This is a genomic window from Aquabacter sp. (assembly GCF_965279295.1).
GTDB lineage: Bacteria > Pseudomonadota > Alphaproteobacteria > Rhizobiales > Xanthobacteraceae > Aquabacter.
This window is the reverse complement of the sequence record NZ_CBDIHQ010000012.1, coordinates 300538-314027: the sequence shown is the minus strand read 5'-3', so window position 1 is coordinate 314027 and position 13490 is coordinate 300538. Positions and strand designations below refer to the sequence as shown.

Below are 13490 nucleotides of genomic sequence, written 5' to 3'. Positions count from 1 at the left end.
AATCCCCGGCTCAGACGCCGAGAAGGGTTTCAAGACGCGCCGCGTTTTCCGCGATCTTATCGTTTGGTACCATGTCCACGACCCGCCCATGCTCGACCACATAGTGCCGGTCGGCCACGGTCGAGGCGAAGTGGAAGTTCTGCTCCACCAGAAGCACGGTGAAGTCCCGCTTCTTCAGGGTGCGGATGATCTCGCCGATATGCTGGACGATCACCGGGGCAAGCCCCTCGGTCGGCTCGTCGAGCAGCAGCAGCTTGGCCCCGGTGCGCAGGATGCGGGCGATCGCCAGCATCTGCTGCTCGCCGCCCGAGAGCTTCGTGCCCTGGCTGTATTTGCGCTCTTCCAAGCGGGGGAAGAGTTCGTGGATTTCATCCACGGACATTCCGCCCGGCTTCACTATCGGCGGCAGCAGCAGGTTCTCGCGCACGTTGAGGCTGGAGAAGATGCCGCGCTCCTCCGGGCAATAGGCGATGCCGAGGCGCGCGATCTTGTTAGGCGCTAGGGCGACGGTCTCCTGGCCCTCATAGCGGATCGAGCCGGCGCGCTTGCGCAGCAGCCCCATGATGGCGCGCATGGTGGTGGTCTTGCCGGCGCCGTTGCGGCCCAGCAGCGTCACCACCTCGCCCTTGTGGATGTCGAAGGTCATGCCGTGCAGCACATGGCTTTCGCCATAGTGGCCGTGCAGATCGTTGACGCTGAGCAGCGGCGTCCCGGTCATCTCAGCCATGCCCGTGTCCCGTTCCCATATAGGCCTCGATCACCTGCGGGTTCTTGGACACCTCGGAATAGGGGCCTTCGGTGAGGATTTCGCCCCGCGCCAGCACGGTGATGGTGTCGGAGAGGTTCGCCACCACCGAGAGGTTATGCTCCACCATCAGCACGGTGCGGTTGGCGGAGACCCGGCGGATCAGGTCGGCGGTGCGGGTGATGTCCTCGCGGCCCATGCCGGAGGTCGGCTCGTCCAGCAGCAGCATCTCGGGGTCGAGCGCCAAAGTGGTGGCGATCTCCAGCGCGCGCTTGCGGCCATAGGGCAGTTCCACCGCCATGTGGTTGGCGTAGGAGGCAAGGCCCACCTCTTCCAGCAGGTCCATGGCACGGTCGTTCAGCGTGTCGAGCGAGCTGTCGGATTCCCAGAAATGGAACGAGGTGCCAAGCTTGCGCTGAAGCGCGACCCGCACATTCTCGCGCACGCTCATATTGCCGAAGGTCGCGGAGATCTGGAACGAGCGGATCATGCCGAGCCGGGCCACGTCCGCCGGCTTGGTGCGCGTGATATCGCGCCCGTTCAGGCTGATGGTGCCACGGGTGGGTTCAAGAAACTTGGTGATGAGGTTGAAGCACGTCGTCTTGCCGGCGCCATTCGGCCCGATGAGGGCGTGAATGGTGTGGCGGCGAATTCTCAGGTCGACGTTCTTAACCGCCGCGAACCCCTTGAATTCCTTGGTGAGACCACGCGCTTCAACGATGTAGGGCACGTCAGTGACAGTGTCCATGATCGCTCTCAGAGCCCTCGCTGTTCCGGCCGGACAAAGCGCATCCACGCTGCCGGCACACTCCCCGGATGCGCCTGACCCGGCGCTTTTGTCATTATGGGAACGGTATCACGGCAAGCGGCGCAGTCGTCAATATATCCGAAAGGCCAAATTTGAACGCTTGATCGATTCCGGGGCGGGAGGGGGCAGGTCGCGGCTCGAGCTTCCCGATCGGGACGATTAACCAGCCTTTCCATCATAACTTCCCGATCGGGAAGTTCTTGGCGGCGTGAGGGCTGGACTTCCCGATCGGGAAGTTTAAGGTGATGTCGGCTGATTTCTTCCCGATCGGGAAGTTGAAAGGATCCCATGATCGCGACCGCAGCGGCCCTTGGCGCCCTCATCCGGCAAAGGCGTGGAGCCCGTGGCTGGACGCAGGCCGAGCTTGCAGCGCGGTGCGGCACCGGCGAGCGGTTCATCGTCGATCTGGAGAACGGAAAGCCGTCCTGCCAACTTGGAAAGGCGCTGACCGTGGCGCGCGAAGTGGGCATTCGCCTCGTGGACGAGGCCGCGCTCCCCCCGGCCCCTGCGGACACGGCGACGGACGACGCGCTCGACCATATTCCGCATTTTTGAGCCCGAGCAGCATGCCCGAGACGATCTATTACGAAACGCTCCCGGTCTGCCGTCTCACGGGGAATGACGCGCGATTCCTGGTCTACGACGACGCCTGGGCCAATCGTTCGCGGGCGTTTCCGGTTTCGCTGTCCATGCCCCTTGCAACCGGCGGCGCGGACATCGCCAAGGCAATGCCGTGGTTTGCAAACCTGCTGCCAGAGGCTCAACTCTCCTACATCAGCCAGCAACTGAAAGTCTCACCCCAGGACGTTCTGGGCATCCTCGCCCATATCGGCCGCGACACAGCCGGCGCGCTCTCCATCGGAGCGCCACGCGGGCCCGGCACCAATCTCGTGGAAATTTCCGGGGAAAAGGCCCTGGAGAAGATCATCGACGAACTGCCTATTAAGCCCTTTCTCCTGGGCGAGGCGGGTGTGTCCATGTCGCTGGCCGGGGTGCAGGAGAAAATCGCCCTCGTGCAGACCGAGGGCAGATTCTACATCCCGGTGGACGGGACGCCCTCCACCCACATCCTCAAGCCGGACACCCGACGACTTGCGGGCAGCGTGCAGAACGAGGCGTTTTGCATGACGCTGTCGCGGCTATCGGGTCTGTCCACGGCCACCGTCACCACCGGGGTTGCGGGCCGGCGTAGCTATCTGCTGATGGAACGGTACGACCGCGTGACGACGCAGGATGGTTGGAGCCGCATCCACCAGGAGGATTTCTGCCAGCTCCTCGGCTACTTCCCCATCAGCAAATACGAGGGGGGCGGAGCGCTACGCCTCCCCGGCCCCGGCCTGCGCGCCATGTTCGAGGGTCTGAACACCTATGTGTCTCCAGGCGCCCGCCTTGATCTCCTTGATGGCGTCATCATGAACGTTCTGCTGTGTAACACCGATTCCCACGCCAAGAATTATTCGGTCCTAGTCGGCGCCGGAGGATCGGCCCGTTTTGCGCCGCTCTACGACCTCATGTGCGCAGCACCTTATCCAAGAGTTGATAAGGTGCTGCCACAGCAGATCAATGGCCGGTGGGACGGCGCCGTTCTCCACGGCTTTGATTGGATCGCCCTCGCCCAGCAGGCGGACCTCAGCCCGGCGCGAACGCTGGAGCGCGTGAAGGAACTGGCGGAATTGGTTGAGGCACATGCCGCCGAGGCCGCGCGTATCGTTGCGGCGATGCCGGCCGGGGGGCACGCTGTCCTGGAAAAGGTCGCTCATGAGGTGGTGAAACGCAGCCGCCGGCTCCGGCGTCAGGCATCCGTCACGCGGGGCGAGGCGTAAGGACTGGCGGCGATCGGCGTGGACGAGCACGCGTTGGCATCAGGCGTCTTGATCAGGGTGGTCGCGTTCACGATGGCACCGAGGTCGAACGCCGAAACCATCAAGCGGCCAGCTTGTCGGGTGGCAGGCTCTCATAGGCCGCCTCGGAAAATATGCTGCGACACCGACCGCGCCTGCGTGGCGATGCGACAGAACAGGTCGATGTCCGCGTCGCTGTGATCGGCCATGACCTGAAGGCGCCATCGCGCGCCGTTGCGGGCGACCGCGGGGTGTTCGACCAGGTTCACGATGGCGCCGAGGTCGAAGGCCGTGCGCGTCATCAGGCGCGAGAGCGGCCCGTCGCCCAGGACGGCGGGGACGATGGCGCTCGGCACGCCCAGCAGGGTGAAGCCCGAGGTCTCGAGGGTGGCCCTCAGCCTGAGAATATTGCTCATGAGCTTTTGGCGTCGCGCCGCGCCCTCCGGCCCGGAAATGATGTCCAGGGCCTTCAGCACCACAGCCGCCTGGAGCGGCGTCATGGCGTTGGTGAATGTCGAGGGGCCGCAGGCGGCACGAAGTCCGAACTTGAAGGCGGTGTTGTTGCAGGCCACGAAACCGCCGGTCGAGGCAAAGGTTTTCGAGAACGAGCCCATCAGCACGTCGACCTTTCCGACCATGCCTTGCGCCTCCAACATTCCGCGCCCGGTGGCGCCGAACGCCCCAAGGTCATGGGCGCAATCCACCAGCAGGGTGGCGCCGAAGCGCCGGCACAGCGCCTGCAAGGCGGCTATGTCGGGGACATCGCTGTCCATCGAGAACAAGGTCTCCGTGACCACGAGAATCCCCGCATCCCCGTCCGCGCGCCTGATGCGCTCCAATCGCCGCTCCACCGCCGCACTGGAAAGATGCGGGACGCGATGCACGTTTGGGGTGGCGTCCGTGGCGGCTTCCTGCAAGCAGGCGTGGGCCAGGGCATCGATGACCACATGGTCGTGCTTGCGCAGCAGGGTCTTCACCGCGCCATAGCCCGCTGCCCAGCCGATGGGAAACACCGTGCAATGCTGATAGCCGGTGAAGGCGGCGAGCCGTCGCTCCAGCTCGACCGACAGCGCCGTGTTGCCCATGAGCGCGGCCGATCCCGCACTGTGAACCCCCATCTCCCGCGCCGCCGCGCAGGCGGCCGCGATCAGCTGCGGGTGGGCGGACAAGGACAGATAGTCCTGGCTGGCGAAGTTCACGCCCGAAAATGGCGCGCCGTTGCGCTGGGTGCCGCTGGCTTTCGTGCCGATGCCCGTGTGGACCACGCGCTGGTAAGGATCGCAGCCGACAGCGCTGCGCGCTTCAAACCACTGCCCGACCTTGTCCCACCGGCTGAGAAGATCGGGGGCTGTATGATCGTAGAAATCGAAAAGATTGCCGGTTGCCCCTGCGCCCTCGCGGTCGAAGGGCGGCCAGCACGCCGCGTCCGGAAACGGCTTCATGTTCGTGCGCATTCGGGCAGCCCCCAGGCGGAGGAAACGAACGCCACACCCGCCATTCCGCCAAAATTGCTAGCGGCTCCCTGTCGCTACGCCATCCTCCAGTTGGAGTAGGGGAAGAATGTCGCAGGCGAACCTTCTGGGTGCGGCTTCGACTCGCCTAAAGGAAAGCGCGCCTTATGCTGTGCAACCTTAGGGAAGGTTGAGGCTGATGGCGGACCCCGACATCCTAGCGGTCATCGATACGCTCTATGCTGCGGCGTTGGAGCCGGAGCGCTGGGAGGAGGCGCTTGCGGCGGTGTCGCAGGCGGTGGGGGCCATCGGGACAACCATCATTCCCATGACCACCAGCGGGGCGATGCGATCCATCGCTTCGGCGAACCTCTCGGAGGCCAACGCCTCCTACCGGGAGACATGGTGGCGCCGCGACACGCCCACGGCCCGCTTGCTGACGCGCGGCATCAAGCCGGGCACGGTGGGCACCGATCGTGTGGTGATGGACGCGGACGAGGTGCGGCGGGATCCGTTCTACCAGGAATTCCTGCGGCAGTACGACATCGGGCAGTCGCTGGCCGCCGTCACCCCGCTCGGCTCGGGACGCCTTCACTCCATCGCGGCGCAGCGCAGCCTGAAGAAAGGGCTATACGAGCGCCAGGACGTGGAGACCATGGCGCTCCTGTCGCCGCACATTGGCCGGGCGGTCACAGTGGGGCTGGAATTGGCGGAAGCGCGCCGCATGGCGCTCGATCTCGCCAGCGCGGTCGAGCGGCTGGCCTGGGGTGTGGTGCTCCTCGACGCGGAGGGGCTGGCGCGTCACGTCAACCCTACCGCCCTGGCGCTGCTTGGTGACGGATTCACCATCGCCCATCAACGCCCCCGCGCGGCGCTGCGCAGCGACGATGCGCGGTTGCAGGCGGCGATCCGGGCGGCGTTGCCCGGCGGTGTGCTGCCGAAGGGGGGCGTCATCATCCGGCGGCCCAGCGGTCGAGGGCCCCTGTACGCCGAACTGGTCCCCATCCGCTCGCGTCCCGATACGCTCGAGGCGCTGGCCTTCGGCGCCGGCGGGGCCATGCTGCTGATCCGCAGCCTCGCGGCGGATGCCAAAAGCGTGGCCCAGCATCTGCTGAACATGGGACTGACGCCATCGGAGACCCGCATCGCCGAATTCATCGGCGTCGGCGGCACCCTGCGCGCCGCCGCCGATGCCAACCGCATCACCTACGAGACCGCCCGAACCCACCTGCGCGCCGTGTTCGCCAAGCTCGGCATCGGCCGGCAGTCGGACCTGGTCGCGCTCGTCACCCGGCTTGTCGCCAGCGCATCGTCCTGAGGTCTGCGGCACCGTTCACGCCGGGCTGCGCGCCTGCCCGTGATACTCCGCGTTGGGCCGCATGTCGGTGGCGGAGGCGATGCGGTTGGACATGTTGAAGAAGCCCGTGACCGCCGCCACGTCCCAGATATCGCGCTCGCTCAGGCCGACACGGCGCAGGGCCGCGCGGTCCGGCTCCTCGACGTCGTGGGGGCACTCGGTCAGCTTCACCGCGAAATCCAGGATCGCGCGCTGGCGTGGGTCGAGGCGGGCGGCGCGGTAGTTCATGACCATCTGCTCGCCCAGCACGGGATCGCCCGAGAGCTGGCGCACGGCCGCGCCATGGGCGGTGAGGCAGTAATAGCAGCGGTTCACGCTGGACACCGCGACCGCGATCATCTCCCGCTCCAGCTTGGAGAGGCCGGAGGGCGCCAGCATCAGGTCGTTGTACATGGCGCCGAACGCGCCGAGCTTGGCGAGATCGAACGCATAGGCCTGGAGCACGTTCGGCACGAAGCCGATCTTCTCCATGCATTTGGCGAAATAGGCCTCGGTGGGCGCATCGAGCGGGGCGGCAGGCAGGGGGAGTGCGATCACCGGGTCGTCGTCGCGGCGCGGCTTCACCGGAGCGGCCTTGACCGCCGCCTTCTTTGGCTTGCCTGTCTTCTTCTGCGAAGTCATGGTGTGGCCCTTCGTTAGGTGTTCGTCATCGTTTCATCGTGGCTCTGTGCGACATCGACAGAAGCAACAAAACGATAAGGGGCCTATATGGCGCTGATGCGCGTCGGGCCAATTGGGGGAAAGGCCATGAACGTTCACGGAGTGCAAGCTTCCGAATCGGATTTCGATGCGCGCGAGCGCATCACGGCGGCGATCGCGCTGCTGGGACAATCCGGCGTGCCCGACGCGTTCGCGTCGGCCCTGCTCCAGGGTGCGGCACCGGAAGATATCGAGACGCTGCTGCCGGAGACGCTGGCGCGGCTGACGCAGGACGCCTTCGCCCATGTCTCGGCTCGCAAGAGCGGGCGGCACGAGGTGCGGGTCTATAATCCCGAATGGCCCGGTGCGCCCGCCATCACGGTGGTCGAGGCCGCCAATGACGACATGGCCTTCCTGTTCGATTCGGTGGCGGGTGAACTCGCCGACCGCAACCTCGAATTGAAGCTGGTTTCCCACCCCATCCTCGCGGTGAAGCGCGATGCGGCGGGCGCGGTGGACGAGGTGGTTACCGACCTCCACAGCCCGGCCGCCCACGGCCTGCACCATGAAAGCCTGATCTACCTGCACCTCCAGGTGATCGAGAGCGCCGACGCGCGCGCCGCCCTGAAGGCGGCGCTCGACCAGACGCTTGAGGACGTGCGCGCCGCCAACACCGACTTCATCGCCATGCGCGATCAGGTCCGCGAGATGGCGACCGCCTGCCGGGTCGATGCCCTGCCGTATTCCCCGGCGGACCGCGAGGAGGCGGCCGATTTCATCGACTGGCTCAGCGCGAACAATTTCATCTTCACTGGCGTGCGCAAATACGCCCTCACGGCGGACGGCGCGCTCGCGGCCGAAAGCGGCCTCGGCATTCTGCGCGATCCCGGCGTCAAGGAATTGCGGCTGGGTGACGAGGTGGGCACGAGCCCGCTGCTGACCGGCTCCATGCCGCTGCTCATCACCAAGTCCAGCCTGTGGTCGCGGGTGCACCGCCGGGCCTATCTCGATTTCGTCGGGATGAAGCTCTACGGGGCGGACGGCAAGCAGGTGGGCGAGCTGCGCGTCGTCGGCCTGTTCACCTCCAACACCTACACCCACTCGCTGCGCCAGATTCCCTATCTGCGCCTCAAGGCCCAGGTGGTGGTCGAGCGCGCCGGGTTCGAGACGGACAGCCATTCCGGCAAGGCGCTGGCGACGGTGCTCGAGACCTATCCGCGCGACGACCTGTTCCAGATCGACACCGACATGCTGGTGCCCTACGCGCTGGACATTCTCTCGCTCTATGACCGCCCGCGCGTGCGCGTGCTGCCGCGCACCGACCTCTATGGCCGGTTTGCCTCGGTGCTGGTCTTCGTGCCGCGCGAACGTTTCGACAGCGGTCTGCGCGAGCGCATCGGCACCCGCCTCGCCACCGCCTTCGGCGGCCGGGTCGCCGCCTTCACGCCGTCGTTCCTGGCCGACGTGCCGCTGACCCGCGTGCATTACATCATCACCCGCCGCGACGGCGCCTTGTCGACGGTGGACCGGGCCGAACTGGAGCGCGCCGTCGCCGACGACGTGCTGTCCTGGAGCGACCGGCTGCGCAACGCGCTGCGCGACGTCAACACGGCCCATGAGGCCGGCGTCCTGTTTGAGCGTTACGGGCAGGCGTTCGACGGCGGCTATACCACCTCCTACGACGTGCAGACCGCGCTGGCCGATATCGAGCGGCTTGAGCGCATGTCGGCGGACCGCCCGATCGCGCTGGATTTCTATCGCCGCCCGGACGATGCCGCGAGCCGCATCTCCCTGCGCCTGCTCTCCTTCGGTCGCCCGCTGCCGCTCTCCGAGCGCGTGCCCATGCTGGAAAACATGGGGCTGAAGGCGATCAACGAGCGCACCTACCGCGTAACCCCGGTATTGCCGGACCGCACCCAGCAGCTCGCCTGGGTCCATGAAATGTCCCTGGAGCGCACCGACGGCGGCACCATCGAGGTGTCCGGCTCGGCCGAGCGCCTGGAAGATCTCCTGACCGCCGTGCTGCGCGGCGAGGCGGAAAACGACGGCTTCAACGCCCTCGTGCTCGACACCGGGCTCGCCTGGCGCGACGTGGCGCTGGCCCGCGCCTTGGCACGCTATCTCCGGCAGGCCGGCATCGCCTACAGCCAGGATTATCTCTGGACCACCCTGGTCGGCCATGCGGATGTCGCCGCGCGCATCGTCCAGCTGTTCCACACCCGCTTCGACCCGCGCCTCGACCCCGAGCCGGAGGCCCGCGCCCTGCGCGAGGAGCCGCTGCGCCGGGACATCGAGGCGGCGCTCGCCGAGGTGTCCTCGCTCGACGAGGACCGCATTCTGCGCCGCTTCGTCAATCTCGTGGATGCCGCGATCCGCACCACCTTCTACCAGTTGGAAGCGGACGGGCGGCCCAAGGGCGCCATCGCCATCAAGTATGTCAGCGCGAAGGTGGAGGGCCTGCCCCTGCCGCGTCCGCTGTTCGAGGTGTTCGTCTATTCGCCGCGTGTGGAGGGTGTGCACCTGCGCTTCGGCCATGTGGCGCGCGGCGGCCTGCGCTGGTCCGACCGGCCGCAGGATTTCCGCACCGAGGTGCTGGGCCTTGTGAAGGCGCAGCAGGTGAAGAACGCGGTGATCGTGCCGGTGGGCGCCAAGGGCGGCTTCGTGCCCAAGCGCCTCCCCGCCGGCGGCAGCCGCGACGCGGTCCAGGCCGAGGGCATAGCGGCCTACAAGATCTTCATTTCCAGCCTGCTCGACATCACCGACAACCTGAAGAACGGCGAGGTGGTCCACCCTCGCAACGTGGTCCGGTTCGACGGAGACGACCCCTATCTCGTGGTCGCCGCCGACAAGGGCACGGCCACCTTCTCCGACACCGCCAACGGCCTTTCCCAGGAGCACGGGTTCTGGCTGGACGACGCCTTCGCCTCGGGCGGGTCGGTCGGCTATGACCACAAGGCCATGGGCATCACCGCGCGCGGCGCGTGGGAAGCGGTGAAGCGCCACTTCCGCGAGATCGACGTGGATATCCAGACCACCTCGATCCAGGTGGTGGGCGTGGGCGATATGTCGGGCGACGTGTTCGGCAACGGCATGCTGCTCTCCACCGCCCTGAAGGTGGTGGCGGCGTTCGACCATCGCCACATCTTCCTCGATCCCAATCCCGATCCGGCGGCCTCTTTTGCGGAGCGCCAGCGCCTGTTCAACCTGCCGCGTTCGAGCTGGGCGGATTATGACGCGAGCCTGATCTCCCAGGGCGGCGGCGTGTTCCCGCGCACCGCCAAGAGCATCCCGCTCTCCCCTGAGGTCCGCGCTCTGCTCGGCCTCGAAAAGCTGGAGGCGGCGCCCAATGAGGTGATGACCGCCATCCTCAAGGCGCAGGTCGACCTGCTGTGGTTCGGCGGCATCGGCACCTATGTGCGCGCCTCCACCGAGACCGACGCCCAGGCCGGCGACCGGGCCAACGACGCCATCCGCATCGCCGCGCACGATCTGCGGGTGAAGGTGGTGGGCGAGGGCGCCAACCTCGGCATGACCCAGCGCAGCCGCATTGAGGCGGCGCGCCGTGGCGTGCGGCTCAACACCGACGCCATCGACAATTCCGCCGGGGTGAACACCTCGGACGTCGAGGTGAACATCAAGATCGCGCTGTCACTGCCGGTGGCCGAGGGCGTGCTCTCCGCTCCCGACCGCGCCGCGCTGCTGGGTGAGATGACGCAGGATGTGGGCGATCTCGTCCTGCGCAACAACTACCTCCAGACGCTTGCGCTCTCGCTGGCGCAACTGAGCGGCACGTCCGACGTGCCGTTCCAGCAGCGCCTCATGCAGATGCTGGAATTGCGCGGCGAACTGGATCGCGGGGTGGAATACCTGCCCAGCGACGGCGAGATCCAGGAGCGCCGCGCCCGCGGCGAGGCCCTGACCCGGCCGGAACTGGCGGTGCTGCTCGCCTATGCCAAGCTCTCGCTCTATGCCGAGCTGCTCACCACCAACGTGCCAGACGATGCCTATCTCGCCGATGAGCTGGTGGCGTATTTCCCGCCGGCGCTTGAGGCGCGTTTCCCCACGGCCATCGCCTCGCATCGGCTGCGGCGCGAGATCATCGCCACCGGCCTGTCGAACGCCATCATCAACCAGGGCGGACCCGCCACCATCGCCCGCATCGCCGACCAGACCGGGGCGGATGCAGCGGGCATCGTGCGGGCCTTCGCCGTGGTGCGCGACTGCTTCAGCCTGCCGGCGCTCAACGGCGCCATCGACGCCCTCGACAACAAGATCTCCGGCGCGGTGCAACTGAAGCTTTATGCCGAAGTGCAGCGCCTGATGCTCGACCGGTCGATCTGGTTCCTGCGCAACACCAACCTCAGCGCCAACATGGGCGCAGTGGTGAACCAGTATCGTGACGGCATCACCGCGCTCGCCGCCGTGATGGACGCGAGCCTGCCGGAGAATTGGGTCGCTTGGCGCGACCGACAGGCGGGTGAGTTGATCACGGCCGGCGTGCCGGAGGCCCTGGCGCGGCAGGTGGCCAGCCTGCGGCCGCTCGCGGCGGGCACGGACATCGCCCTGCTGTCGCAGACCACGGGACGCCCGGTGGCGGAGGCGGCAACCACCTTCTTCGCCGCGGGCCGATACTTCGCGGTGGATCAGGTGATCTCCGCCGCGGGCACGATCGTGGCGCCGGACTATTACGACCGGCTCGCCATGGACCGCGCCCTGGCGCAGATCGAGACCTTCGTGCGCTATGTCAGCGTCGAGATGCTCAACACCGGCGCCACCGGCGTCGATGCGGTGGAGAGCTGGGTGTCGGGCCGCCGCAAGGAAGTGGATCGCACCCGTGCGACCGTGCAGGATATCGTCGCCTCGGGCCTCAGCCTCTCCAAGCTGACGCTGGCGGCGAGCCTGCTGTCCGACCTCGCCCGCGCTTGAACGGCGGGCACCGTCTTCTGTGGCTGTCCCCGGCGAAAATCCGGGGACAGTGCCGGGACATCAAGGGCCACGGCTGCGCGTTATAACCTCTCCCCGCGAGGACCGTTGCGATAGAGCGGAGGGAGAGAGTTGAAAGAAGGAGCGAACTATCCGACCGCCTCCAGGCGATCGGCGATGGTTTTGAGCACTTTCACGCGGCACCAGCGTTTGTCCTGGGCCTCCACCAGCGTCCAGGGGGCGTAATAGGTGCTGGTGCGGTCCACCATGTCGGTCACGGCCGCATCATAGAGCGGCCATTTCTCGCGGTTGCGCCAATCCTCGGGCGTCAGCTTGAAGCGTTTGTAGGCGATGGTCTCGCGCTCCTGGAACCGCCGGGCCTGCTCGTCCTGGCTGATGGCGAGCCAGAACTTCACCACCGTGTAGCCGGCGTCGCACAGGCCGTGCTCGAAATCATTGATCTCGCCATAGGCCCGCTCCCAATCCGCCGTCGCAGCGAATTGCTCCACCCGCTCCACCAGCACGCGCCCATACCAGCTGCGGTCAAACACCGCGACATCGCCCCGCTGAGGGATCGAGCGCCAAAAGCGCCAAAGATAGGGCCGCGCCCGTTCCTCGTCGGTAGGCGCGCTGATCGGGTGGACACGGAAATGCCGGGGGTCCAACGCCTGGCGCAGGCGCATGATGGTGCTGCTCTTTCCCGCCGCATCGCTGCCCTCGAACACGCAGACGAGGCCGCGCTCGCGAAATTCCGGCGCCGAGGTCAGGTGGGTGATGCGGCGCTGTTGCGCCTCCAATTGGTGGTGATACTCCTCCTCGGGCAGCACCTTCGAGAAATCGAGGGTGGAGAGAATGCTCACCTTGGGCAGCGGAAGGGTCTGGGTGGGCGTGACCACCGGCTCTGGCGCTGGAGCAGAGGGTGCGGGCGCCGTGGCGCGGGCCAGGACCTCCATGAGGGCGTTGCCCACCATGGCATCGCGGTAATTCTCGTCCTCGGACTGAACAATCACCCAGGGCGCCTCCACCGTGGAGGTCAGGCGGAACGCCTCGGTGGCGGCTGCTTCCAGTTGGCTGCGCTGCTTCTTGCCCTTCACCGCCTCCCATTCGCGCACCACCGGGCGGTCGACCGGGTGGCCGCGCAGCGCCTTGAGGCGGGCGACGGCTTCCGGCGGGTCGAGATACAGCCAAAGCTTCAGCAGCAGCACGCCCTCGCGCCACAACATCTCCTCGAAGCGATTGATGGCATGGAGGCGCTGGGTGAACTGGGTTCCGTCCTCGCCATCGAGAATATGGCCGGCAAGCACGTCGTGATACCAGGACCCCAGCACGATGCCGATTTCCCCGGCGGCGGGCATATCACGCCAATAGCGCCACATATCGGGGCGGCTGACTTCCTCGCAGTTCGGCGCGTCATAGGTCATCGTGCGCAGCTTGCGGGCATCGAGCCAGCCATAGAGCCGGTTGAGCACAGCGCCCTTGCCGGCGCCGTCCGCGCCATTCAGCAGCACCAGGATGCTGCGCTTGCGCCCGGCGATCATGTCGGCCTGACGATCGAGCAGGTCCTCGCGCAGCTTGGGTTCCAGCGCCTTGAACGCGGCCTTGTCGAGATGTCTGTCGATCTTCATGGAATCAAACATGAAACACGCCTGCCGTTCGAGCGGCGCGCATGGTCCGGTGCCTGGAGGGAGGCGTCAAGGCGCCTCAACGCTGGCCTCACTCTTGCTTG

At 66.6% G+C, this 13490-nt stretch carries 10 protein-coding genes; 4 read left to right on the top strand and 6 right to left on the bottom strand.

Features of this window, described 5'->3' with window-relative positions:
- Window positions 1-10 precede the first annotated feature (10 nt).
- Together ADADO0_RS06910 and ADADO0_RS06905 are read right to left on the bottom strand one after the other, a co-directional pair.
- The gene (locus tag ADADO0_RS06910) at window positions 11-727 is read right to left on the bottom strand and encodes an ABC transporter ATP-binding protein (protein ID WP_511304381.1); all 717 of its coding nucleotides are present in this window, start codon (window positions 725-727) and stop codon (window positions 11-13) included.
- Window positions 720-1493, bottom strand: coding sequence for an ABC transporter ATP-binding protein (locus ADADO0_RS06905; RefSeq protein WP_511304380.1), 774 nt, complete (start codon window positions 1491-1493; stop codon window positions 720-722). The genes ADADO0_RS06910 and ADADO0_RS06905 overlap by 8 nt, the downstream gene beginning before the upstream one ends.
- Before the next feature lie 348 nt (window positions 1494-1841).
- On the opposite strand from ADADO0_RS06905, the gene ADADO0_RS06900 reads away from it, so the two are divergent.
- Both ADADO0_RS06900 and ADADO0_RS06895 read left to right on the top strand, forming a co-directional pair.
- Window positions 1842-2108 (top strand): helix-turn-helix transcriptional regulator, encoded by a 267-nt coding sequence (locus ADADO0_RS06900; RefSeq protein WP_511304379.1) that lies wholly within the window; start codon window positions 1842-1844, stop codon window positions 2106-2108.
- An 11-nt stretch (window positions 2109-2119) separates the two neighbouring features.
- A complete protein-coding gene (locus tag ADADO0_RS06895) occupies window positions 2120-3376 on the top strand; it encodes a type II toxin-antitoxin system HipA family toxin (RefSeq protein WP_511304378.1) in 1257 nt (418 codons plus the stop codon).
- On the opposite strand, the gene ADADO0_RS06890 is transcribed toward ADADO0_RS06895, so the two are convergent.
- On the bottom strand, window positions 3346-3480 hold the full coding sequence (locus ADADO0_RS06890; protein ID WP_511304377.1) for a hypothetical protein: 135 nt from the start codon (window positions 3478-3480) through the stop codon (window positions 3346-3348). The two genes, ADADO0_RS06895 and ADADO0_RS06890, sit on opposite strands and share 31 nt — an antisense overlap.
- A gap of 27 nt (window positions 3481-3507) precedes the next feature.
- Window positions 3508-4848 (bottom strand): aminotransferase class I/II-fold pyridoxal phosphate-dependent enzyme, encoded by a 1341-nt coding sequence (locus ADADO0_RS06885; protein WP_511304376.1) that lies wholly within the window; start codon window positions 4846-4848, stop codon window positions 3508-3510.
- 196 nt (window positions 4849-5044) lie between these two features.
- Here ADADO0_RS06885 and ADADO0_RS06880 point away from each other — a divergent pair, with 196 nt between their 5' ends.
- Entirely contained in the window at window positions 5045-6163 is a 1119-nt protein-coding gene (locus tag ADADO0_RS06880; protein WP_511304374.1) for a helix-turn-helix transcriptional regulator, read from the top strand.
- 15 nt (window positions 6164-6178) lie between these two features.
- On the opposite strand, the gene ADADO0_RS06875 is transcribed toward ADADO0_RS06880, so the two are convergent.
- Window positions 6179-6823: a peroxidase-related enzyme gene (locus tag ADADO0_RS06875; RefSeq protein WP_511304373.1), complete on the bottom strand. Its 645-nt coding sequence runs from the start codon at window positions 6821-6823 to the stop codon at window positions 6179-6181.
- Window positions 6824-6949: 126 nt separating this feature from the next.
- On the opposite strand from ADADO0_RS06875, the gene ADADO0_RS06870 reads away from it, so the two are divergent.
- Window positions 6950-11767, top strand: coding sequence for an NAD-glutamate dehydrogenase (locus tag ADADO0_RS06870; RefSeq protein WP_511304372.1), 4818 nt, complete (start codon window positions 6950-6952; stop codon window positions 11765-11767).
- A 146-nt stretch (window positions 11768-11913) separates the two neighbouring features.
- Here ADADO0_RS06870 and pap read toward each other — a convergent pair whose 3' ends face one another.
- Window positions 11914-13401, bottom strand: a complete 1488-nt coding sequence (pap, locus tag ADADO0_RS06865) for a polyphosphate:AMP phosphotransferase (RefSeq protein ID WP_511304371.1) — start codon at window positions 13399-13401, stop codon at window positions 11914-11916.
- Window positions 13402-13490 lie beyond the last annotated feature (89 nt).